The sequence below is a fragment of the Mesorhizobium kowhaii genome, from assembly GCF_042431665.1.
GTDB lineage: Bacteria > Pseudomonadota > Alphaproteobacteria > Rhizobiales > Rhizobiaceae > Mesorhizobium > Mesorhizobium kowhaii.
The window spans coordinates 14,446-35,006 of sequence record NZ_JBHLYT010000011.1 but is presented as its reverse complement, the minus strand read 5'-3'; the positions used below and the strand labels follow the sequence as shown (position 1 = coordinate 35,006).

Genomic DNA, 20,561 nt, shown 5'->3' with positions numbered 1-20,561 from the left:
TTGTGTCATAAGGCGCCGTCTCAACAGCGTCGCGCGCAAGGCCGCACCCATGACCCTTACCGGCTTCCTCGCCTACAGTGCCGCTCTCGGCATCGCCGCCGCCATTCCCGGCCCCGGCGTCACCGCGCTTGTCGCGCGGGCGCTCGGCTCCGGCTTCCGCTCGTCGTTGGCCATGTCCTTTGGCCTGATGCTCGGCGACCTCACCTATCTGACTGCCGTGGTGCTGGGCCTCGCCTTCGTCGCGCAGACCTTCGGCATGGTGTTTCTCGCCATCAAATGGCTCGGTGTCGCCTATCTCGCCTTCCTCGGCTGGCGCTTCTGGACCAGCGGCATCACGCCCGAAACGGTCGAGGCGAAGAAGGGCAAGGGCGGGCTGGTTTCGAGCTTCCTCGCCGGCCTCACCGTCACGCTCGGCAATCCAAAGACGATGATCTTCTACCTCGCCATCACGCCGACCATTGTCGACCTGAAGACGATCACGCTGGCCGATTACGGCATTCTCGTCGCGCTGACGATCGTCGTGCTTTTGGTGGTGCTGGTGCCCTATCTGGCGCTGGCGGCCAAGGCGCGCTGGTTCCTGAAGTCGCCGCGCGCGCTCAAGGCGCTGAACCGCACCGCCGCCGGCTTCATGGTCGGCGCCGCGGCGGCGATTGCCGCCCGTCAGTAGGCCCCTTTCGGCCAAATCGTTCCAGGGACAGGCTTTTCCGGGAAATGCTTTTCCGGGAGCCCGATGTTTTAGACACGGGTCCCACTCGATATTTTCGGCCGACAGTCTATCTTGCGCGACCGAAGGTCCTATCTTGCCGGCTGCAATGCCATTTGCCTGAAGTCCTCCACTTGCCTGAAATTCTCACTGCCTGAAGTTCTGGGAGCGAAACCAATGAACAAGCCCGTCACCCCTGCCCGCGTGCCCGGCCGCGGCCGCGTCTACGATTCCATCACCGACACGATCGGCGACACGCCGCTGGTGCGGCTCGACAAATTCGCCAAGGAAAAGGGCATCGTCGCCAATCTCATCGCCAAGCTCGAATTCTTCAATCCGATCGCCTCGGTCAAGGATCGCATCGGCGTGGCGATGATCGAGGCGCTGGAGGCAGCCGGCAAGATTTCTCCCGGCAAGACCACGCTGATCGAACCGACGTCCGGCAACACCGGCATCGCGCTTGCCTTCGCCGCTGCCGCCAAGGGCTACAAGCTGATCCTGACGATGCCGGAAACGATGTCGATCGAGCGCAGGAAAATGCTGGCGCTGCTCGGCGCCGAGCTGGTGCTGACCGAAGGTCCGAAAGGCATGAAGGGCGCCATCGCCAAGGCCGACGAGCTGGCGGCGACGATCCCCAATGCGATCATCCCGCAGCAGTTCGAAAACCCGGCCAATCCGGAAATCCATCGCACGACGACGGCCGAGGAAATCTGGAACGATACGCATGGCGAGGTCGATATCTTCGTCGCCGGCATCGGCACCGGCGGCACCATCACCGGCGTCGGCCAGGTGCTGAAGAAGCGCAAGCCCTCGGTGCATGTCGTCGCCGTCGAGCCGGAATCCTCACCGGTGCTGTCGGGTGGCCAGCCCGGCCCGCACAAGATCCAGGGCATCGGCGCCGGCTTCGCACCAAAAATCCTCGACACCACGATCTATGACGAGATCGTCAAGGTCTCGAACGAGGATTCGGTCGCCAATGCGCGCCTCGTCGCCCGCCTCGAGGGCGTGCCGGTCGGCATCTCGTCGGGCGCGGCGCTACAAGCGGCGATCGTCGTCGGCTCGCGGCCGGAGAACAAGGGCAAGAACCTGGTGGTGATCATCCCGTCCTTCGCCGAACGCTATCTGTCGACGATCCTGTTTGAGGGGTTGGGGGCTTAGGGGATAGATTCGTCGCGATCCTTCCCACCCCCCTCTGCCCTGCCGGGCATCTCCCCCTCGAGGGGGGAGATTGCGCGCTCGACCGCTTTCGCGAACCGTCGACGCTGTAAGGTGAGCGAGACGACGAAGCTGCCAATCTCCCCACTTGAGGGGGAGATGTCCGGCAGGACAGAGGGGGGCGCTGTCCCTCCGGCTTCAAAAGTTTTGCACCAACGTTTCGGCCTGGCCCGCTGAAAAAACTGCCCGTGGCGGCCGCCGCCGGCTTGAGCCGAACCCTGCTTCCGGTTCATATCGCCACCGGCCTGCTTTGCGCGGGTCGGGGGAGAATTTTCATGTACAAGCTCTACACCCGTCCGGGCAGCGGCGGTTTTGTCGTCGAGGCAGCGCTGGCGCTGGCGAACGCGCCGTTCGAGCAGATCGACGTGCCGAAGACGGACCGGCCCGATCCGGCGTTCCTCGACATCAGTCCCTTGAACCAGGTTCCGGTACTGACCTTGCCGGACGGCCGCTCGATGACCGAATCGGCGGCGATCTGTATCCTGCTTGCCGAGCGTCACCCCAATGCCGGCCTGGCGCCGGCTATCGACGCGCCGGCCCGCATCGACTTCCTGCGCTGGATGGCCTTCATGTCGTCGGTGCTCTATCCGGCAATCCTGCGGCTGTACTACGCCCATCGCTACACGACCGACGCCGATGGCACGAAGGCCGTCAAGCAGGCAGCGATTGCCGAGATGGATCGCGGCTTCGCCGTTCTCGACACCGCTCTCGAGGGCCGTGACTGGCTGGTCGGCGACATGATGTCGGTGGCCGACATCTATCTCGTCATGCTGGTGGCCTGGCACCCCGACGCAGACAGGGCGCGGGCGGCGTGGCCGAATGTGGAACGTTTGTGGGCCGGGTTGCGCGACCATCCGCTGATGAAGACGCTCAACACGTCACATGAGATGTGGCCGGCCTGAATGACTGCCGACGGCGAGGCTTAATGTCTGAGGGCTGCCCGTTTTCCCTGCAGGAAGCGGCGCACCGCCAGGTCGCGCTCAAGGCCGATCGCCCGGTCATAGGCCTCGATCGCCTGCGGCACCTGACCGAGCCTGGCTAGGAGACCGGCACGCGCCGCCCAATAAGGCTGATAGTCGTTGAGCCGCTTGTCGTCGCCCAGCACATAAAGAGCCGCCAGCCCCGCCACAGCGCCCTCAGCCTCCGCGATCGCTATCGCGCGGTTGATCGCCACCACCGGCGATCCGGCGATGACTGACAGCGCATCGTAGAAATTACGGATCGCGGCCCAGTCGGTCAGGCCGGTCAGCCGTCGCGCCGCATGGACGGATTGTACGGCTGCTTCGAGCTGGTAACGGCCGATGACGCCCATGGTGGCGGCGCGGCGGAGCAGGGATTCCGCCTCGTCGATCAAGGCGGCGTCCCAGTCCGCACACTTCTGCTCGGCCAGCGGCACATAATCTCCGGCCGCATCACGGCGCGCCGGGCGGCGTGCCTCGGCAAACAGCATCAGTGAAAGCAGGCCGAGCGCCTCCGGCTCATCCGGCATCAGCGAAGCCACCAGCCGGCCGAGCCAGATGCCTTCGGTCGCCAGATTGCGGCGCTGCGTTTCGGTGCCGGCCGGATCGGACCAGCCTTCGGCGAAGGCGGCGTAGATCGCTTCCAGCACCGCGTCCAGCCGCTCGCCGAGTTCGGCCCGCTCCGGCACGCGGAACGGAATGCCGGTTTCACGGATGCGGGTCTTGGCGCGCACCAGGCGCTGGCCCATGGTTGCCGGCGAGACCAGGAAAGCAGAAGCGATCGTGGCCGCGTCGAAGCCCAGGACGGTCTGCAGGATCAGCGGCGAGCGCACGCCGGCCTCGATCGCCGGATGGGCGCAGGCAAACATCAGCCGCAGTCGTTCGTCGGGCAGGTCTTCGTCAGTCATGCGAGCTTCCACCTCCTCGGCGATCAGCTTGAGATGATCGCGGCCTGCCTCGCTGATCAGCCGCCGCCGCACCGCATCGACGCGCCGCCGCCGCGCCACCGCCAGCAGCCAGGCTTCCGGCTTTTCGGGCACGCCGGTTCGCGGCCAGCGTTCGAGCGCCGCAGCAAAGGCATCGGCCAGCGCATCCTCGGCGGCGGCCACGTCGCGTGTGCGCGCCGCGAGGTAGGCGACCAGCTTGCCGTAGCTCTGCCGGGCGGCGGCCTCGGCAGCCGCCCGGGCAGTATCTGACCCGATAGCCGTCACGCAGCGTATTCTGCCATCGGCCAGATCGGCCGCACCTCCATTGTGCCGCTGCCGGCGCCGGGGCAGCGCGCCGCCCAGGAAATCGCCGCGTCCATGTCGGGCACTTCGATCATGTAATAGCCGCCGAGCTGTTCCTTGGTGTCGGCATAGGGACCATCGAGCACGTTGGTCTTGCCGGCGGCCACCCGCACGGAGGTCGCGTTTGTTGTCGGCCTCAATCGCTCACCGCCAACGAACACGCCGGCCTTCTTCATCGCTTCGGTATAGGCGCCATAGGCGGCGCTCATCTGGGTGAGCGCCTCCTTGGGTGCGGCTGCCATTCCGGCTTCGTTGGAATAGATAAGAAGCAGATACTGCATGATCATCTCCCGTGGTTTCGAAGGCCGCGTTCTTGCGAGCCAGACGTATGTCGCGCGGTATCGCCCGATTTCGACAGGTTGCGGAAAAAACTTTCGGCTCCGATGGCTTCTTGCGCAAGCCGCCATCTGTTTCCTGATCCCTCAACCGTTCGCCATCAGCGACGGCTCGTTCTCCAGCAATTGGACGATGCGGCCACCAGCGGCGCCTTAGCCGCCGCCAATGAGAAGCCTCATCCGCTGCTCCCCCCGGAGCCACGCTTTTTAGCCAAGGAACCGCTCCCGCAGCTCGGGAGGAGGAATGTCGCAACTGTCCTTCCTGCCGAACAGGGCGTAGCGGTTTTTGGCGATCCGGTTGTAGAGCCAGCTGCGGAGCGGGCGCGGCAGCAGCAACAGAACCTTGGCCGCCCGCCACGGCCAGCCGAGTTCCGCCATGACGGCGACGAAGCTGTCGAGCCGCGTGAAGGCGGCGGCGTCGACCAGGACGAGATTGGTTTCGTAAGAATCCGTGCGCAGCCCGTGTTGCCTGAACAGCGCTTCGCCGAACGGCGACTGCGCGGTGGCGAAGCGGAAGCGGCTTTGGCGGTCGAGCTTGATCACCATGCGCACGAAACCGGAGCACAGCACGCAGACGCCATCGAAGACGATCAGCGGATGTCTGGGATCGAAGGGTTCAGAGGGACGACTTGAATGGGGCCGACTTGAATGGGAAAGCTCGGTCACGCGGGCCTCGGCTGCTTGTGTCTGATGACACTAAGCCAGCCGGAGGCGGCATCAAAGCCGTGGCGATGTCGCACGCCGCCTGTCGACGAGAGCGGGACGCTCGGCGCGATAGGTGGTGGCGCGGGATTCGGCGGCCGGCCTGCAGATCCGGCTGTCATGGCGATTTTCGAAGCTCATGATCAGTGCGCGCTCACACCGAGCGAATTGCCGCGACGTGCACAGGCCGGGCCCGGGCCGCGCATGTAGTAGCGCTCCGGCCGATAGGTCGGCGCAACGAATTCGCGGATGGCGGCGGCATAGCCGATGAGGTGCGTGAGGAAGTTCATTTTACCTGTCCCTGTCCCGATTTTCGGATGTCCCTTCCGATTTGCGGGCATCATAGCGTCGAGGCGTGAATAGTCGGTGAACACGATGTTAATATCTGGTCGAAAAGGCCTTGGTTCATGGCCGGAATGCGGCTGATTCGGGGTCTTTCCGTGTGGTTCGTCGACATTTCGGCCAATGTGACTTTTGCATCACATATGTTTCGTTTGAATGTCGCCTGCGTGCGGTTCTGTTTCAATTTTTGCCGCGCCCGTGAAATTTCCGTGCTTGCCGCCACAACGCCTCAGGCGCCTTGTCCTCCCGATCAGCGCGCTATGGCGGAACTGGACCGGGGTCTGTCCGTTCTCACCTTCATCTGGTTCTGGAAGGGAAGATATTATGGCGCCGCGTCCTGCCTGGAAGGGTTATCTGAAGCTGTCGCTGGTCACCTGTGCCGTCGAGCTGACCAATGTCGTCACCCACACCGAGAAGGTCTCGTTCCGGGTGCTGAACCGCAAGACCGGCAACACGGTGAAGCGCATCTATGTCGATGCCGAAACCGGCAAGCCTCTCGGCGACGGCGACGAGATCAAGGGCTATGAAATCGACAAGGACGATTTCGTCCATATCGAGGAGGACGAGATCGAAGCGGTGCAGATCGAGTCCTCGCACACGATGGCGCTGGATGGTTTCGTCGACAAATCCTCGATCGAGCAGATCTATCTCGACACGCCCTACTATGTCGCGCCGGCCGACAAGGTGTCGGAGGAGGCGTTCGCCGTCATCCGCGATGCCATGGCCGGCAAGAAGATGGCCGGGCTGGCGCGTATCGTGCTCTATCAACGCGAACGCCCGGTGGTGATCGAACCGCTCGGCAAGGGCATGGTGCTGACGACGCTGCGCTACGACAACACGGTGCGGCAGCCGGACAGCGTGTTCGGCGACATCAAGTCGGTGAAGACCGACCAGGAGATGACCGATCTGGCCGAGCTTATCATCGACAAGAAGAAGGCGACGTTCGATCCCTCGAAGTTCGACGACAAATACGAGGACGCGCTGCTGGAGCTGATCCGCGCCAAGAAGGCCGGCAAGAAGGCGCCCACGGCCAAGGCGGCACCCAAACCCTCCAATGTCGTCAACCTGTTCGACGCGCTGAAGAAGAGCCTGTCGTCGGATGGCGGCTCAGCGAAGGCTTCCCCATCGGCGAAAGCCAAACCGGCGGCCAAAGGCGCCAAGCCGAAAGCCGTTGCTGCGAAGCGCAAGTCGGCCTGAGGACAGGGGAAGCCATGGCCAACCTCGAACAGTACCACTCCAAGCGCGATTTCAAGAAGACCGCCGAGCCGGCCGGCAAGGCCGCGCACCGCAAGAACGCCAAGGCGGGCGGTATCTTCGTCATCCACAAGCATGCCGCGACACGGCTGCATTACGACCTTCGGCTGGAGCATGACGGCGTGCTGTGGAGCTGGGCGGTGACGCGCGGCCCGAGCCTTGACCCGCATGAAAAGCGGCTGGCCGTGCATGTCGAGGACCATCCGATCGACTACGCGCCGTTCGAGGGCACCATTCCCAAGGGCGAATATGGCGGCGGCTCGGTCATCGTCTGGGACGAGGGCACCTGGGTTCCCGAGATCGATCCGGCCAAGGCGATGAAGAAGGGCCATATCAGCTTCGAGCTCAAAGGCCATAAATTGCATGGGCTCTGGCATCTGGTGCAGCTGAAGCCGCGCGTGGGCGAAAAGCGCGACAACTGGCTGCTGATCAAGTCGGACGATGCCGCGGCGCGTCCCGGCGAGGATATTCTGAAGGAGGCGCCGGAATCGGTGAAGTCCGGCCTGACGATCGAGGAGGTCGGTGAGGGCAAGACCGCCAGGGGTGAGAAGCCGAAGCTCTGGCATTCCAACAAGCCGGCCGCCGGCAAGGCGAAGGCCAGCAAGCGCCTCGATTTTGTCGAGCCGCAGCTCGCCACGCTGGAGCGGGATGCACCGCCGGGCAAGGACTGGCTGCACGAGGTGAAGTTCGACGGCTATCGCATGCAGGCCCAGATTGCCGGCACCGAGGTGCGGCTGCTGACCCGCACCGGCCTCGACTGGACGGAGAAGTTTGGCGGTGCGATCGCGGCGGAACTCGCTGCGCTGAAATGCAGCGATGCCATCATCGATGGCGAGATCGTCGTGCTGGCCGACAGCGGTGTTTCGTCCTTCGCGCTGCTGCAGGCGGATCTGTCGGCGAAGCGGACAGATCGCTTCGTCTACTATGTCTTCGACCTGATGCGGCTCGACGGCGAGGATTTGCGCGGCGAGCCGCTGGTCGAGCGCAAGCAGGCCTTGCAGGACCTGCTGGGCAAGCAGCCAGAGAATTCGGCAGTCCGTTTCTCCGACCATTTTGCCGAGCCCGGCAAGATCATGCTGGAGCATGCCTGCCGCATGGGGCTGGAAGGCGTCGTCTCCAAACGCGCCGATGCGCCCTATCGCAGCGGACGCGGCCCGTCCTGGGTGAAGTCGAAATGCACCGCGCGGCAGGAATTCGTCATCGGCGGCTATCTGGCGTCGGACAAAACCGGGCGCGGACTGCGATCGCTGCTGGTCGGCTATCACGAGGATGGCAGGCTGCACTATGCCGGCCGCGTCGGCACCGGCTTCTCCGCCAAGGGCGCCACCGACCTCAAGACAAAACTCGACGCGCTGAAGGCGGAGGATTCGCCCTTCGACAAGGCCGTGCCGAAAGGCAAGGGCCTGGTCTGGGTGAAGCCAGAACTGGTCGGCGAAGTGGAGTTCCGCAGCTGGACATCGGACCGTATAATACGCCATGCCTCGTTCCAGGGGTTGCGCGAGGACAAGCCGGCGGAGGAAGTCGTGCAGGAAAGGCCCAAAGCATCGACAGACAAGAGCCCGGCCAAGGCGAAGCCGGCATCAAGCGGCGCTGGCAAACCTGCCGGAGCGATGACGACCAGCGTAAAACTCTCCCACCCCGACAAGCTGCTGTGGCCCGAGGAAAAGATCTCCAAGCAAGGCCTGCTCGACCATTACGCGCAGGTGTGGCCGCGCATGGAACAGTTCATCGTCAACCGGCCGCTCAGCCTGGTCAGGGCGCCAGACGGCGTCGGCGGCCCGCGCTTTTTCCAGAAACATGCCTCGGCCGGCATGAGCGACAAGATCGCCCGGATGAAGGACCCGACCGACGGCGAGGAGATCCTGTTCATCCGCGATTTCGACGGCGTTGCCGCACTGGTCCAGTACGGCGTGGTCGAGATCCACATCTGGGGCTGCACCGTCGATGCGCTGGAACTGCCGGACCAGATCGTCTTCGATCTCGACCCCGATGAAGGCGTCGACGTGAAGGCGGTGCGCGAAGCGGCACTCGATATCAGAGGCAAACTTGACGAGCTGTCGCTGCCGAATTTCGTCAAGACGTCGGGCGGCAAAGGATTTCACGTCGTGATACCGCTGAAACCATCGGCGGATTGGGAAGCGGTCAAAACCTTCGCCCATGATTTTGCCAAGGCGCTGGAACAGGCCTCGCCCGACCGCTACACGGCGACGCTGTCGAAGAAGGCGCGCACCGGAAAGATCTTCGTCGACTATCTGCGCAATGGCCGGGGCTCGACGACGGTCGCGCCCTATTCGTCGCGCGCCAAGAAAGGCGCCACCGTGTCGATGCCTGTGACCTGGGCCGAGATAGAAGCCGGGCTGGCGCCGAACGCCTTTCCAATCGGCGACAAGACGACCTTGAAGCAGCTGGCGGAAGCCGATCCGTGGGCGGATTTCTTCAAGCAGGGGAAGGTGCTGAAGCGGGGGTAAGAGACGAAGATGACGGATCCAGCGTCAGCCGAATGGCGGATGTAGCGATCCTTCCCACCCCCCTCTGTCCTGCCGGACATCTCCTCCCGCAAGGGGGTGCTGTCCCGCTAACATCGCGAAATCAGCCCCGGCCTCTCAGCCCAAAAACACCCTCTCGAAAGCCTGCTTGCCCGGCGGCGAGAAAATGACCGCGCGGCTGTCCTTTTCGCGGCGCGCCCATTTTTCCAAAAGGATCTTTTCGAGAATGGCGGCGCCCAGCGTGCCGGCGAGGTGCGAACGCCGCACGCTCCAGTCGAGGCAGGCGCGGCAGACCGGCCGGCGCGGCTTGGCATCGACATCGATGCCTATTGCCGCGAAATGTGATGCCGCCGACGGCCCGAGCCTGATCTCCTTGTCGTTACGCAGCAGGATTTCCTTCTCGACGAGACGATCGAGCATCGCCACCGCCTGCTCGCCGGCGAGGTGGTCGTAACAGACACGCGCCACGCGCATCGCGCCGTCGCGCGGACCCGGCCGCACGCGCTTTGGGCCAACGGCTTCCGCGACACCGGTGATGGCTTCGATCATGCCCGCCACCTGCGGCCCGGCGAGGCCGTAATAACGATGCCGACCCTGGCTCGCCAGCGTCAACAGCCCGCCCTCCATCAGCTTGGACAGATGCGAGCTGGCCGTCGGCAGCGACACGCCGGCCTCGAGCGCCAGTTCGCTCGCCGTCAATGCCGTGCCGCCCATCAGCGCGTTGAGCATGTTTGCCCGCGCCGGGTCGCCGACCAGGCTGGCGATGCGGGCGATGTCGGGTCCTTCACGCATAGTTCGTTCCTCATCGAAGCATTCTTGTCAGATAAGCATTATTCTCCGACCCGATCAAGGAGACGACGATGACAACCGCTTCCACTTCCGCACCATTCCCTAGCCGCCGATCGTTCCCGTTCGTCACCTGGATCCGCTCGCGGCAACTGGCCCGCTGGTATGACCGCCATCTGCAGCGCCTCGACCTCGCCGAGATCGACGACCACCTGCTGCGCGATCTCGGCCTGACGCCGGAAGACGTGCGCCGCGAATGCGCAAAATCCTTCTGGCAGGCATGATCCACAAGGGAAATGCCTAGCACATCGACCCTGGGGATGCTTCGACCCCGCTCGAAATGTCCCCGCAAGAAGAAATCAACCCACCAAGGAGACGACCATGACCATCACCTGCTTCATCCGCTACGAGATCGACCCGTTCGGCAAGGTCGCCTTCGAGGAATATGCGCGCAACTGGGGCCAGGCCATTCCGCGCTGCGGTGCCGACCTCATCGGCTATTTCGCACCACATGAGGGCTCGGCCACGACAGCCTACGCCGCCTACAACATCGACAGCCTGGCGGCCTACGAAGCCTATCGCGCGCGGCTTGCCGCCGACCCCGCCGGCAAGGCAAACTACGAGTTCGCCCGCCGCGAAAAATTCATCCTCAAGGAGGACCGCATGTTCCTGAAACTGGCTTCCGGCCCACACGCGAAACTGGTGCTGCCGTGATCGCCGTCATCTTCGAGGTCGAGCCGGCAGCCGGCAAACGCGATGCCTATCTCGGCATCGCTGCTGACCTGCGCCCTCTGCTCGACGGCATCGATGGGTTCATCTCCATCGAGCGCTTCCAGAGCCTGGCCGACCCGAACCGCATCCTGTCGCTGTCGTTCTGGCGCGACGAGGAGGCGGTCAAGGCCTGGCGCAACACCGAAGAACACCGGCAGGCGCAGAAGGCCGGCCGTGGCGGTATCTTTGCCGGCTACCGTCTGCGCATCGCCCATGTCGTGCGTGACTACGGCCTGGCGGAGAGGGCCGAGGCGCCGGCGGATAGCCGGGCGGTGGATGGGTGAGGTTCTTCCTTCTCCCCTTGTGGGAGAAGGAAGAAGCTAAGCATTCCCGATCAGCACGCCGGCCGCGAACACCAGCGCGCCGCCCAGCACCACCTGGAAGGCGGCGCGCAGGAAGGGCGTCTGCATGTAGCGGTTCTGGACGAAGGCGATGGCCCACAATTCGAAGAACACCACCACCGCGGCGACGGCGGTCGCCGTCCAGAACTGCGGGATGAGATAGGGCAGCGCGTGGCCGAGGCCGCCGAGCGTCGTCATGATGCCGACGGTGAGGCCGCGCTTGACCGGTGAGCCGCGGCCCGACAGCTTGCCGTCATCGGACGCGACCTCGGTAAAACCCATCGAAATACCAGCGCCGATCGAGGCGGCAAGCCCGACCAGGAGCGTCTGCCAGGTGTCATGCGTGGCAAAGGCGGCGGCAAAGATCGGCGCCAGCGTCGACACCGATCCGTCCATCAATCCGGCCAGCCCCGGCTGCACATAGGTAAGGATGAACTGGCGCTGCTCGGCAACGGCCTCTTCGTCCTTCACTTCGCCCGGCACGTGCTTTTGCTCCAGACGCTGCGCCAGCGTCTCATGGCCCTGCTCGGCTATCGCCAAATCGTCGAGCAGTTTTCGGGTCGAGGCGTCGGTGGTGCGCTTGGCCGCCTCGACGTAGAATAGATAGGCGCGCCGCTCCATCGCCTCGGCCTGGCTGCGCACATGCTCGATGCCGAGCGGTCTCACCAGCCAGTCGGGCTTGCGCTCGAAGTAGCCTTTCACATGTTCGCGCCGGATCAGCGGAATGCGGTCGCCGAAACGCTTGCGGAAAAGCTCGATCAGCGCGTCGCGATGACCGTCCTCTTCCTCGGCCATTTCCTCGAACACTTTTGCCGATTGCGGGAAGTTTTCCGCCAGTCCGTCGGCGTAGGCCCGGTAGATGCGCCCGTCATCTTCCTCGGACGAAATGGCCAGCGCCAGGATCTCCTGTTCGGAGAGCGATTCGAAAGGACGGCGGCCGAAACCGAAAACACGGGAAAGCATGAGGAATTCACCCTAGTTTAGAATTGTTCTAAACTATGGTTTGGCGTGCCAGAGGTCAATTGCGCGCTTGGGTCGCGGTCAAGAATTGTTGAAGCCTGTGCGCGGGGCACACCTCTTCATTATCAGTGAATGTTCACCTATATGTGGGAGCCAAAGCCAAGAAAGGGAATCCGCAGATGACGGCAAAACAGCCCCCGCACCACTATGATCCCAAGCCCGTTCTCGATCTCATCGCCAGCATCGAGGCCGATTTGCAGCGCCTGAAAGGCCTGGTCGAACAGCAGGTCGAGAAATTCGATCCCGCCAACCCGCACAACAAGGCTCCGGACGGCAAGTTGACCGAAGAGGGCGTCGAATGCTGCTACCGCATGTTCGACGAAGGCAAGTCGCGCTATTCGGTCGCCCAGCAGATGAAAATCTCCTTCGCCGCCGCGACGCACCGATTTAACAATTGGCGCAAGCTGGGTGGCACCAAGCGGCAGAGGGCGTTGTTGGGGTGAGAGCACGGTTCGCCGCAGGCGAATTGAAAGGTCCGGTGGACCTTTCAAAGGGCTCGAACCGGGGAGCTGCCGCAGGCAGCGAGCCCCCGGCTGAGGCGCTCGGCAGTAGCGGAGCGAGACGTCGGCGGGACAGAGCCCCCCTCCTGTCCTGCCGGACATCTCCCCCACGAGGGGGGAGATTGGCAGCTTCGCCAGCAGCTCCCTTCTTCCCACCTTGGCGATCGGCGAAAGCGGTCGTGACGGCCGATCTCCCCCCGTGTGGGGGAGATGTCCGGTAGGACAGAGGGGGGCGCGACAGCCGAGGCCGTGGTGATCTTTCACTCATGACTCGCCAAACTTTGTAACCGTCACATTTTTTCGTTGGTGTCGCGCGGCCCTTTCCGTGCACCATGGTCGGATCACATTTTCGCAGGATCCGCCATGACCACCCCTCCCGGCATAGAAGACATCCACCGCGCCGCAGCCCGGCTTTTGGGGCTGATCGTCGAAACGACGTTGATCGAATCGCAGGAACTGAACAAGCGCTTCGGCGCCCGCATCCTGTTCAAGCCGGAGACGCTGCAGCGCACCGGCTCGTTCAAGTTCCGCGGCGCCTACAACAAGCTGTCGTCGCTGAGCGAAGAGGAGCGCAGCCGTGGCGTGGTCGCCTTCTCGTCGGGCAACCACGCACAAGGCGTCGCGGCGTCGGCGGCGATGTTCGGCGTCAAGGCGGTCATCGCCATGCCGGCCGACGCACCGGCAATGAAGATCGGCAATGTCCGCAAGATGGGGGCGGAGGTGGTGCCGTTCGATCGCTTTCGCGACGACCGCATGACCGTGGTGCGCCCTTACATCGAGAAAGGCATGGTGCTGGTGCCGCCCTTCGACGACCCGGCCATCATTGCCGGCCAGGGCACGATCGGCCTCGAATTGATGCGCCAGGCGAAAGCGCTTGGTGTCAGCCTCGACGCGGTCGTCATTCCTTGCGGCGGCGGCGGCTTGTCGAGCGGCATTTCCGTTGCCGTAAAGGACGCTTCGCCGGACACCGCGGTCTGGGCGGTGGAGCCCGAGAATTTCGACGACACCCGCCGCTCGCTGGCCGCGGGCACCAGGGTTTCGAACGAGCCGGGCTACAGTTCGATCTGCGATGCGATCCTGACCGCCGAACCGGGCGTGATCACCTTCGAAATCAACCGCAGGAACCTCGCCGGGGCCATCGCCGTCTCCGACAAGGCGACGGCGCAGGCAATGCGCGACGCCATGGCCTATCTCAAGCTGGTGGTCGAACCAGGCGGCTGCGTCGCGCTGGCGGCACTTTCATCGGGCGAGATCGAGCTATCAGGCAAATGCGTTGCCGTGGTGCTGTCCGGCGGCAATGTCGATTTCGGCACCTATGCCGAGATCATGGCGGCGGCATAGGGCGGCGGTCAGTCCCGGATCGCGCGCCGTTCCTCAGGGTAGAGTAAGGCAATGGCAGAGCACCTGTTTACTATTGAGGACGTGTTTACAATTACCGGACGCGGCGTTTTGGTGACCCCTGGGCCGCTCCTTTCTGAATATGACGGTCCTCGCCAGCTATCCGTCAGGCTGATACTCCCCCGCGGCGAAGAAATGAGAGCGACATTGACGCTAGAGTTTATCCGTCAAACGCCCAGTCTAAGGGAGCCTCGTTGGGGTTGTCTCCTTGACGCTGTCGCGCAACGCGATGTCCCGGCTGGAACAGAAGTTTGGACCTAGTGACCGAATGTCGGCTGTCCACGTCGGCCATTTGCCTTCCGGCTCATTAAGTTTTGACCTTAATCCAGCGTCCGCCTGAACCGCACCAGCGCGACGCCGGCAAACAGCGCCACGAACACCACCAACCAGCCGATCTCCGTCGCCACCGCCGGCAGTTCGGCGCCCTTCAGCATCACCGCGCGGATGATGCGCAGGAAATGCGTCAGCGGCAGGATCTCGCCGAAGACCTGCGCCCAACCAGGCATGCCGCGATAGGGGAACATGAAGCCGGACAGCATGATCGATGGCAGGAAGAAGAAGAAGGTGAGCTGCAGCGCCTGCATCTGCGTGCGGGCGATGGTCGAGATCGTGTAGCCGAGCAGCACCAGCGCCAGCACGAAGATCAGCACGGCGGTCAGGAGCAGCGACATCGAGCCGGTGAAGGGGATGGCGAACAGAAGCTTCGCCGCCGCCAGCACCACCACCACCTGCACCCCGCCGACCGCCAGATAGGGCAGCACCTTGCCCATCATGATCTCGAGCGGACTGGACGGCATCGCCAGAAGGTTTTCCATCGTGCCGCGCTCAGTCTCACGGGTCAGCGCGATCGAGGTCATCATCACCATCGTCATCTGCAGGATGACACCGAGCAGGCCGGGCACGATGTTGTATTGCGAAATGCCTTCGGGATTGTAGCGCCGGTGCACCACCACTTCGAGCTGCCCGAGGGCTGCCTCGGCGGCGGCCTCCTGCATGCCGCGCGCCCTGAGCAGTGCCTGGCTGGCGACGGTGCCGAGCGTCGAGATGGCGCCGCTGGCGACGGCCGGGTCGGTGGCGTCGGCCTCGATCAGGATCTGCGGGCTGTCGCCGCGCTCGACCCGCCGGGCGAAATCAGCGGGGATGGTGACGACGAAGGCGACATCGCCGCGCGACATCAGGAATTCCGCATCGGCAGCACTTTGCGAGACATGGTCGAAGCGGTAATAGCCGGTCGTCTGCAGCGCCGAGATCATGGCGCGCGTATAGGGATCGCTGCTGGTCGCCACCAGTGCCGCCGGCAGGCTTTTGGGATCGTTGTTGATGGCGTAGCCGAACAGCACAAGCTGCATCAGCGGCACGCCGAGCATCATTGCGAAGGTGATGCGGTCGCGCCGCATCTGGATGAACTCCTTGATCAGCAGCGCGCCGAGCCGGGCGAAGGAAAAGACGCTGTTCATGCCATGTTGTCCTTCGAGCCGGACATGAACTGGATGAAGACGTCCTCGAGGCTGGTTTCGCCCGGCGCCACCTTCACGCCCTTGTGCTCTTTCTCGACATCGGCGAGCGCGGCCTCCAGCTTCTTCTTGTCGGAGCCGACGACATGCAGCGTCGCGCCGAACGGCGCCACCTGGTCGACACCGGGGCGGCCCTGAAGCGCCTCAGCCACCTGGTCGAGGCGTGGGCCCTGCAGGACGAAAGTGGTCAGCCCGGCATTCTTCACCACCTCGGCAACGGTGCCGGTGGCCAGCATCTTGCCGTAGGAAATGTAGCTGATGCGGTGGCAGCGCTCGGCCTCGTCCATATAGTGGGTGGAGACCAGCACGGTCAGTCCGCCGCTGGCGAGGCGATGGATCTCGTCCCAGAATTCGCGCCGCGCCTTCGGATCGACGCCGGCCGTCGGCTCGTCGAGCAGCAGCAGCTTCGGCTTGTGCATGATGCAGGCGGCCAGCGCCAGCCGCTGCTTCCAGCCGCCCGACAAGGTGCCGGCCAGCTGGTTGCGACGCGACGTCAGGCCGAGGTCTTCGAGCGTTGTCGCGACATGCTCGTTGAGCGGCTTCAACCGGTAAAGCCGCGCCACGAATTCGAGATTCTCGCCGATCGTCAGATCCTCGTAGAACGAGAATTTCTGCGTCATGTAGCCGACTTCGCGCTTGATGCGCAGGCTGTCGGTGCGGATGTTGAAGCCGAGCACCGTGCCCTCACCCTCGTCGGGCGTCAGCAGGCCGCACATGATGCGGATGGTGGTGGTCTTGCCCGAACCGTTGGGGCCGAGAAAGCCGACGATCTCGCCTTCGGCGACCGTCATCGTCACATGGTCGACGACGGTCTTGTCACCAAACCGCTTGACCAGGCCATGGACGTCGATGGCGTTCATTTTCCGCCATCCGCGAGATCGACATCGACGATCTGGCCCGGCTGCAGTGGGCCGGCGTCGCCCTCCGGCCGTGCCTCGACCAGATAGACCAGCTTCTGTCGGTTCTCGAGCGAATAGATCACCGGCGGGGTGAACTCGGGATCCGGCGAGACGTAGCTGACTCGCGCCTTCACCTCCGGGCCGCAGCCGTCACAATGGACGCCGAGCAAAGTGCCCACCTTGATCGAGGAGAAGGCGGCTTCCGGAATGTAGACGCTGAGCTTCACCGCGCCGTCGGGCAGGATCGAAATGACCGGCGCAGTCGGGCCGGCGGTGTCGCCCGGATTGCGGATGACATCGTTGACGCGGCCCGGCGACGGCGCCGCCAGCACCCGCTTCGACAGCCGCCACTGCGCCTGCTCCAGTTCCGCCTGCGCCTGCTTGACCTGATTGTCGGCGGCCTTGATCGTCTCCGGGCGCGCCGGCAGGCCGCCGACAGCGAGATTGGCATTGGCCTGGCCGACCTGCGCGTTGGCCGTCTCCAGCGTCGCGGAAGCGGTGTCGAAATCGGCCTGCGTGCCGGCGCCGCGCTTGAACAGATCGGCGGCGCGGTCGTATTTGCGCTTGGCGTCGGCGGCCTGCGCGCTGGCCATGTCGACCTCCGCCTTGAGCACCGCGATCTCTTCCGGGCGCTTGCCGATCTGCAGGTCGGCCAACTGCGCCTGCGCCTGGGCCAGGCCGGCCTCGGCCTGGGCGACCGCGATCTTGGCATCGGCGCTTTCCAGCGTCACCACGGTCGTGCCGGGCACCACACGATCGCCGCGCTTGACCGTGACGGTCTCGACCTGCGCCACCTCGATCGGCGCCAGCAGCACATAGTCGCCCTCGACATAGCCGACGGCCAGCGGCGCTGCCGGCGCACAGGCGCTGAAAAGCTGCGCGGCGAGCGGCAGCGAACACAGAAAGCTCATGGTCTTTGCCCCTTCATCCTTGCGCTCTCCTGGCAGCCAATATGGCCTTGAGATTGCCCGATGTGGCCGCCACCACCTTGGCCGCCTCGGCGGCGCCGATATCCTTCCAGCCCATGCGGCGCATCACCGCCTCGCGGCCGATGCGGAAATAGATGACCTGGCCGATCAGCGTGAACACGGTGAGCCTCGTGGCCTCGCTTTCGGCCGGCTCCCCCGTCGCCTGCTCCCAGAGCTGGCACAGCCGGCGGTGCGTCGGCTCGAACACGCCGTCATAGATGCGGTCGAGCGCTGCCGTCGGATGCGAAAGCTCGCGCAACACGAACTGCACGATCTCGCCGGCCTGCGGACTGGCCACAACGAAGCCGACCATGCGCTCCAGCGCCGTGAAGAGCAGCGCTTGCGCCGCCTCCGGATTGGCCGGTCCCGGCGCGGGTGCCTGCACATTGCCGAGCGCCTGGCCGGCAACCGTCTGGATGGTCTCGACGATAAAGTCGGCAGCGGCAGTGCGAAGGCCCTCCTTGCCGCCGAAATGATAGGCGATCGAGCCGATATTGGCTTGCGCCTCGGCTGCGATCTGGCGCGTCGAGGTGCCGTCGAAACCCTGCCGTCCGAACAGTTTCAGCGCCGCCTGGACAAGGGCAGCGCGCGTCATGTCGGCGGGAGAAATGTCGCGGCGTGAGGCGTTCGGGCTCTTGCTCATACTTGGTATTTAATCAATCGATTGATTAAAGTCAAGCGTCGGCCATGCTGGCTAGGTTGAACTTGGTCGAAGGCAACCTGGGATCGCTTGCCTTATCCGGGCCGCCGCGCTTTAGTGCGCGGCCATGGGCAAGGAAGTCGAACGCAAATTCCTGGTCTCCGGCACCGCATGGCGGGATCTGGTCGAGGCGGATATCCGCATTCGCCAGTTCTATCTTGCCTCGGCCGCCGGTCGAAGCCTGCGCATCCGCATCAGCGACGACGCTTCCGCCAAGCTGACGCTCAAATTCGGCAGCAGGGCGCGCGAGCGCGACGAATTCGAATATCCGATCCCGCTGGCGGAGGCCAAGGAGATGCTGGCATTCGCCCTTGGACGTGTCATAGAGAAGACACGCCACCATGTTAGGCACCACGGCTATCTCTATGAGGTCGATGTCTTTGGCGGTCCGCTTGCGGGACTTGTGGTCGCGGAACTTGAGACGCCGGAGGACGTGCCGGACGAAATGCTGCCTGACTGGCTCGGCCGCGAGGTCACCGGCGAGTCTGAATTTTACAACGCGTCGCTCGCCCTCGGGGGGATTCCGGAGATCGCCGCATGAGCTTTCGCATCGATCCGCGCCTGCCGCTGACCGGCGAGGTCAGGCGTATCCTAGCCGAGGAGATCGGCAAGGCATTGGCCCATCTTGACGCCGCGCGCAGCCGGCCGGAACAGGGGCTGCACAAATGCCGCAAGCGGCTGAAGAGCGCGCGAGCCTTGCTGCGCCTTGTTCGTTCCGGTGACGAAACATTCTGCGAGACAGAGAACCAATGCTACCGCAACGTGGCGGGCCTGCTTGCCGGGCCGCGCGAGGCGACGGCGCTGATCGAGACCATCGACCGGCTGGCGGCAAGCTTTCCCAAGGAGAGCGCCGACGATGGGCTGGCTGCGGTGCGCGACAGGCTGATTGCCCGCCAGCATGAATTGCACGAAGGCACCGGGCTCGACGCGGCGATTGCTGCTGCGACCGCCGCTTGCGAGGAAGGCCTGCACCGGATCGACACACTCGCTCTGCCCGACCAGCCGGAACAGGCCGCCGACGTGCTTGCCGAAGGCGCCCGTGTCACCTTGCGGCGGGCCAGGAAGGCACTCGACAAGGCCGGATCGCGCGGCGCGGCCAATGATTTCCACGATCTGCGCAAGGCGGCCAAGACCCACGGCATGCATCTGTCGCTGCTCGGCAGGCTGTGGCCGACGCCGATCAAGGTCAGGCGCAAGGCGGTCGATGAACTGGGTGAGCGGCTGGGCGACCTGCACGATGTGTTCGTCATGCGCGACCTGCTCGAGGCCGATGACCGTCCGCTCGGACCGCCCGAGGATACCAAGCTCCTGGGCAAGCTTTTGAAGCGGTCGGAGAAGCAGCTGAAGAAGAGCTGTCTCGCCGAGGCGGCCGAGCTGTTCGGCGACAGTCCCAAACGCTCGACACGCAAACTGGCCCGCAAGGCGCGCGACGATCTGGCCGCCGCCCCATTGCCGGAAGATGCAGCAGCTCTCGCCAGCTGACGGACGTGCGGCTAGCGTCCAGCCGCCTGCATATGTTAATCGCCATATGGCATGACCGAGCTTGGCGAAACGCTTCTGGATCGACTTGGCCGCCGGCTCGCCGGCCGGCTGCAGGAAGAATCTTCCGGCTACGAGCCCTACACACCGTCCGATGCCGAGACGCTGCGCCGCACGCTGGAGCCCGGCGACATCCTGCTGATCGAGGGCAACCAGAAAATCTCGGCGGTGATCAAGTACCTGACCCAGTCGACCTGGTCGCATGCCGCCTTCTATATCGGCGACGCCTTGCCCGAACCGCAGGACGGAACGGAGCGGCCGCGCCTGATCGAGGTCACGATGGGCGATGGCTGCGTCGCCGTGCCGCTGTCGCGCTATCGCACCTACAACACCCGCATCTGCCGGGCGAGCGGGCTGGCGCCGGAGGACCGCGACAAGGTCGTCGCCTTCATGATCGGCAAGCTCGGCCTGAAATACGATCTCAAGAACATTTTCGACATGCTGCGTTTTTTTCTGCCGACGCCACCTGTACCAGTGCGCTGGCGCCGCCGCATGCTGGCGTTCGGCTCCGGCGACCCGACACGGGCCATCTGTTCCTCGCTGATCGCCGAGGCCTATGGCCAGATCCGCTATCCGATCCTGCCTGAGATCACCCGCGCGCCCGGCCGCGCTTCGGCGCAGTCGAACTATTCGCGCAAGGAAATCCTGCACATCCGCCACCACTCGCTGTACACGCCGCGCGATTTCGACCTGTCGCCCTATTTCCGCATCGTCAAGCCGACGCTGGAATATGGTTTCGACTACCGGGCGGTGACCTGGGACGACAAGGCAAGCGCAGACGCCGCAGCCGCAAAGGCTGGCGCAATCGCCTCAGACACGTGATGGCTTTCGGCCTAGGTC

General features: G+C 64.3%; 23 protein-coding genes. 13 read left to right on the top strand and 10 right to left on the bottom strand.

Annotated features, from left to right (window positions below; genetic code table 11):
• The first annotated feature begins 49 nt into the window (after window positions 1-49).
• The 3 genes from ACFFNA_RS11910 to ACFFNA_RS11900 all read left to right on the top strand — a co-directional run bounded on the left by ACFFNA_RS11910 (window position 50) and on the right by ACFFNA_RS11900 (window position 2,820).
• Window positions 50-667 (top strand): LysE family translocator, encoded by a 618-nt coding sequence (locus ACFFNA_RS11910; RefSeq protein WP_095083777.1) that lies wholly within the window; start codon window positions 50-52, stop codon window positions 665-667.
• Between the two features lie 213 nt (window positions 668-880).
• On the top strand, window positions 881-1,861 hold the full coding sequence (gene cysK, locus ACFFNA_RS11905) for a cysteine synthase A (protein ID WP_111545358.1): 981 nt from the start codon (window positions 881-883) through the stop codon (window positions 1,859-1,861).
• Between the two features lie 332 nt (window positions 1,862-2,193).
• Window positions 2,194-2,820, top strand: a complete 627-nt coding sequence (locus ACFFNA_RS11900) for a glutathione S-transferase family protein (RefSeq protein ID WP_378918388.1) — start codon at window positions 2,194-2,196, stop codon at window positions 2,818-2,820.
• 20 nt (window positions 2,821-2,840) lie between these two features.
• Here ACFFNA_RS11900 and ACFFNA_RS11895 read toward each other — a convergent pair whose 3' ends face one another.
• From ACFFNA_RS11895 to ACFFNA_RS11880, 4 genes are all read right to left on the bottom strand, one after another.
• Window positions 2,841-4,088, bottom strand: a complete 1,248-nt coding sequence (locus tag ACFFNA_RS11895; RefSeq protein ID WP_167458523.1) for an RNA polymerase sigma factor — start codon at window positions 4,086-4,088, stop codon at window positions 2,841-2,843.
• Window positions 4,085-4,447, bottom strand: a complete 363-nt coding sequence (locus tag ACFFNA_RS11890; RefSeq protein WP_378918386.1) for a YciI family protein — start codon at window positions 4,445-4,447, stop codon at window positions 4,085-4,087. Before ACFFNA_RS11890 ends, ACFFNA_RS11895 begins: the two co-directional genes overlap by 4 nt.
• Window positions 4,448-4,708: 261 nt before the next feature.
• On the bottom strand, window positions 4,709-5,167 hold the full coding sequence (locus ACFFNA_RS11885) for a thiol-disulfide oxidoreductase DCC family protein (protein ID WP_378918384.1): 459 nt from the start codon (window positions 5,165-5,167) through the stop codon (window positions 4,709-4,711).
• Window positions 5,168-5,346: 179 nt separating this feature from the next.
• Complete coding sequence (locus tag ACFFNA_RS11880) at window positions 5,347-5,493, bottom strand: hypothetical protein (RefSeq protein ID WP_111545360.1); 147 nt, start codon at window positions 5,491-5,493, stop codon at window positions 5,347-5,349.
• A 376-nt stretch (window positions 5,494-5,869) separates the two neighbouring features.
• Here ACFFNA_RS11880 and ku point away from each other — a divergent pair, with 376 nt between their 5' ends.
• Entirely contained in the window at window positions 5,870-6,742 is an 873-nt protein-coding gene (gene ku, locus ACFFNA_RS11875; RefSeq protein ID WP_378918382.1) for a non-homologous end joining protein Ku, read from the top strand.
• 14 nt (window positions 6,743-6,756) lie between these two features.
• Window positions 6,757-9,267 (top strand): DNA ligase D, encoded by a 2,511-nt coding sequence (gene ligD, locus ACFFNA_RS11870; RefSeq protein ID WP_378918380.1) that lies wholly within the window; start codon window positions 6,757-6,759, stop codon window positions 9,265-9,267.
• 135 nt (window positions 9,268-9,402) lie between these two features.
• Here ligD and ACFFNA_RS11865 read toward each other — a convergent pair whose 3' ends face one another.
• Complete coding sequence (locus tag ACFFNA_RS11865) at window positions 9,403-10,077, bottom strand: ArsR/SmtB family transcription factor (RefSeq protein ID WP_378918378.1); 675 nt, start codon at window positions 10,075-10,077, stop codon at window positions 9,403-9,405.
• 68 nt (window positions 10,078-10,145) lie between these two features.
• Between ACFFNA_RS11865 and ACFFNA_RS11860 the strand changes: the two genes are divergently transcribed.
• The 3 genes from ACFFNA_RS11860 to ACFFNA_RS11850 all read left to right on the top strand — a co-directional run bounded on the left by ACFFNA_RS11860 (window position 10,146) and on the right by ACFFNA_RS11850 (window position 11,126).
• Window positions 10,146-10,355, top strand: a complete 210-nt coding sequence (locus ACFFNA_RS11860; RefSeq protein ID WP_378918376.1) for a DUF1127 domain-containing protein — start codon at window positions 10,146-10,148, stop codon at window positions 10,353-10,355.
• A 97-nt stretch (window positions 10,356-10,452) separates the two neighbouring features.
• The gene (locus ACFFNA_RS11855; protein WP_378918374.1) at window positions 10,453-10,785 is read left to right on the top strand and encodes an NIPSNAP family protein; all 333 of its coding nucleotides are present in this window, start codon (window positions 10,453-10,455) and stop codon (window positions 10,783-10,785) included.
• Window positions 10,782-11,126: an antibiotic biosynthesis monooxygenase family protein gene (locus tag ACFFNA_RS11850; protein ID WP_378918372.1), complete on the top strand. Its 345-nt coding sequence runs from the start codon at window positions 10,782-10,784 to the stop codon at window positions 11,124-11,126. The genes ACFFNA_RS11855 and ACFFNA_RS11850 overlap by 4 nt, the downstream gene beginning before the upstream one ends.
• Before the next feature lie 36 nt (window positions 11,127-11,162).
• Here ACFFNA_RS11850 and mbfA read toward each other — a convergent pair whose 3' ends face one another.
• Entirely contained in the window at window positions 11,163-12,146 is a 984-nt protein-coding gene (mbfA, locus tag ACFFNA_RS11845) for an iron exporter MbfA (protein WP_111547748.1), read from the bottom strand.
• A gap of 176 nt (window positions 12,147-12,322) precedes the next feature.
• Here mbfA and ACFFNA_RS11840 point away from each other — a divergent pair, with 176 nt between their 5' ends.
• Both ACFFNA_RS11840 and ACFFNA_RS11835 read left to right on the top strand, forming a co-directional pair.
• Window positions 12,323-12,646 carry a hypothetical protein gene (locus tag ACFFNA_RS11840; protein ID WP_111547779.1) on the top strand — a complete coding sequence of 108 codons (324 nt, stop codon included), beginning with the start codon at window positions 12,323-12,325 and terminating at the stop codon, window positions 12,644-12,646.
• A gap of 420 nt (window positions 12,647-13,066) precedes the next feature.
• Window positions 13,067-14,044, top strand: coding sequence for a threonine/serine dehydratase family protein (locus ACFFNA_RS11835; RefSeq protein WP_378918369.1), 978 nt, complete (start codon window positions 13,067-13,069; stop codon window positions 14,042-14,044).
• Window positions 14,045-14,421: 377 nt separating this feature from the next.
• Here ACFFNA_RS11835 and ACFFNA_RS11830 read toward each other — a convergent pair whose 3' ends face one another.
• The 4 genes from ACFFNA_RS11830 to ACFFNA_RS11815 are packed head-to-tail and all read right to left on the bottom strand — an operon-like array spanning window position 14,422 to window position 18,125.
• Complete coding sequence (locus tag ACFFNA_RS11830) at window positions 14,422-15,558, bottom strand: ABC transporter permease (RefSeq protein ID WP_378918364.1); 1,137 nt, start codon at window positions 15,556-15,558, stop codon at window positions 14,422-14,424.
• Window positions 15,555-16,475 carry an ABC transporter ATP-binding protein gene (locus tag ACFFNA_RS11825; protein ID WP_111547751.1) on the bottom strand — a complete coding sequence of 307 codons (921 nt, stop codon included), beginning with the start codon at window positions 16,473-16,475 and terminating at the stop codon, window positions 15,555-15,557. The genes ACFFNA_RS11830 and ACFFNA_RS11825 overlap by 4 nt, the downstream gene beginning before the upstream one ends.
• Complete coding sequence (locus tag ACFFNA_RS11820; protein WP_378918362.1) at window positions 16,472-17,425, bottom strand: HlyD family secretion protein; 954 nt, start codon at window positions 17,423-17,425, stop codon at window positions 16,472-16,474. The genes ACFFNA_RS11825 and ACFFNA_RS11820 overlap by 4 nt, the downstream gene beginning before the upstream one ends.
• Before the next feature lie 13 nt (window positions 17,426-17,438).
• On the bottom strand, window positions 17,439-18,125 hold the full coding sequence (locus ACFFNA_RS11815) for a CerR family C-terminal domain-containing protein (RefSeq protein WP_378918360.1): 687 nt from the start codon (window positions 18,123-18,125) through the stop codon (window positions 17,439-17,441).
• A gap of 124 nt (window positions 18,126-18,249) precedes the next feature.
• On the opposite strand from ACFFNA_RS11815, the gene ACFFNA_RS11810 reads away from it, so the two are divergent.
• Genes ACFFNA_RS11810 through ACFFNA_RS11800 form a run of 3 tightly spaced genes read left to right on the top strand, consistent with a single transcriptional unit; the run spans window position 18,250 to window position 20,543 of the window.
• Window positions 18,250-18,723 carry a CYTH domain-containing protein gene (locus tag ACFFNA_RS11810; RefSeq protein WP_378918358.1) on the top strand — a complete coding sequence of 158 codons (474 nt, stop codon included), beginning with the start codon at window positions 18,250-18,252 and terminating at the stop codon, window positions 18,721-18,723.
• Window positions 18,720-19,664, top strand: coding sequence for a CHAD domain-containing protein (locus tag ACFFNA_RS11805; protein ID WP_378918356.1), 945 nt, complete (start codon window positions 18,720-18,722; stop codon window positions 19,662-19,664). The genes ACFFNA_RS11810 and ACFFNA_RS11805 overlap by 4 nt, the downstream gene beginning before the upstream one ends.
• Before the next feature lie 51 nt (window positions 19,665-19,715).
• Window positions 19,716-20,543, top strand: coding sequence for a C40 family peptidase (locus tag ACFFNA_RS11800; protein WP_378918354.1), 828 nt, complete (start codon window positions 19,716-19,718; stop codon window positions 20,541-20,543).
• Window positions 20,544-20,561: the final 18 nt, after the last annotated feature.

Excerpts from the sequence above, each read along its gene's own strand:
- ACFFNA_RS11800 (WP_378918354.1), top strand. The coding sequence starts at position 19,716 with ATGACCGAGCTTGGCGAAACGCTTCTGGATCGACTTGGCCGCCGGCTC.
- ACFFNA_RS11840 (WP_111547779.1), top strand. The coding sequence starts at position 12,323 with ATGACGGCAAAACAGCCCCCGCACCACTATGATCCCAAGCCCGTTCTC.
- ACFFNA_RS11865 (WP_378918378.1), bottom strand. The coding sequence starts at position 10,077 with ATGCGTGAAGGACCCGACATCGCCCGCATCGCCAGCCTGGTCGGCGAC.
- ACFFNA_RS11815 (WP_378918360.1), bottom strand. The coding sequence starts at position 18,125 with ATGAGCAAGAGCCCGAACGCCTCACGCCGCGACATTTCTCCCGCCGAC.
- ACFFNA_RS11825 (WP_111547751.1), bottom strand. The coding sequence starts at position 16,475 with ATGAACGCCATCGACGTCCATGGCCTGGTCAAGCGGTTTGGTGACAAG.
- ACFFNA_RS11890 (WP_378918386.1), bottom strand. The coding sequence starts at position 4,447 with ATGCAGTATCTGCTTCTTATCTATTCCAACGAAGCCGGAATGGCAGCC.
- mbfA (WP_111547748.1), bottom strand. The coding sequence starts at position 12,146 with ATGCTTTCCCGTGTTTTCGGTTTCGGCCGCCGTCCTTTCGAATCGCTC.
- ACFFNA_RS11880 (WP_111545360.1), bottom strand. The coding sequence starts at position 5,493 with ATGAACTTCCTCACGCACCTCATCGGCTATGCCGCCGCCATCCGCGAA.
- ACFFNA_RS11835 (WP_378918369.1), top strand. The coding sequence starts at position 13,067 with ATGACCACCCCTCCCGGCATAGAAGACATCCACCGCGCCGCAGCCCGG.
- ACFFNA_RS11810 (WP_378918358.1), top strand. The coding sequence starts at position 18,250 with ATGGGCAAGGAAGTCGAACGCAAATTCCTGGTCTCCGGCACCGCATGG.
- ku (WP_378918382.1), top strand. The coding sequence starts at position 5,870 with ATGGCGCCGCGTCCTGCCTGGAAGGGTTATCTGAAGCTGTCGCTGGTC.
- ACFFNA_RS11805 (WP_378918356.1), top strand. The coding sequence starts at position 18,720 with ATGAGCTTTCGCATCGATCCGCGCCTGCCGCTGACCGGCGAGGTCAGG.
- ACFFNA_RS11900 (WP_378918388.1), top strand. The coding sequence starts at position 2,194 with ATGTACAAGCTCTACACCCGTCCGGGCAGCGGCGGTTTTGTCGTCGAG.
- ACFFNA_RS11820 (WP_378918362.1), bottom strand. The coding sequence starts at position 17,425 with ATGAGCTTTCTGTGTTCGCTGCCGCTCGCCGCGCAGCTTTTCAGCGCC.
- ligD (WP_378918380.1), top strand. The coding sequence starts at position 6,757 with ATGGCCAACCTCGAACAGTACCACTCCAAGCGCGATTTCAAGAAGACC.
- ACFFNA_RS11910 (WP_095083777.1), top strand. The coding sequence starts at position 50 with ATGACCCTTACCGGCTTCCTCGCCTACAGTGCCGCTCTCGGCATCGCC.
- ACFFNA_RS11860 (WP_378918376.1), top strand. The coding sequence starts at position 10,146 with ATGACAACCGCTTCCACTTCCGCACCATTCCCTAGCCGCCGATCGTTC.
- ACFFNA_RS11830 (WP_378918364.1), bottom strand. The coding sequence starts at position 15,558 with ATGAACAGCGTCTTTTCCTTCGCCCGGCTCGGCGCGCTGCTGATCAAG.
- cysK (WP_111545358.1), top strand. The coding sequence starts at position 881 with ATGAACAAGCCCGTCACCCCTGCCCGCGTGCCCGGCCGCGGCCGCGTC.
- ACFFNA_RS11855 (WP_378918374.1), top strand. The coding sequence starts at position 10,453 with ATGACCATCACCTGCTTCATCCGCTACGAGATCGACCCGTTCGGCAAG.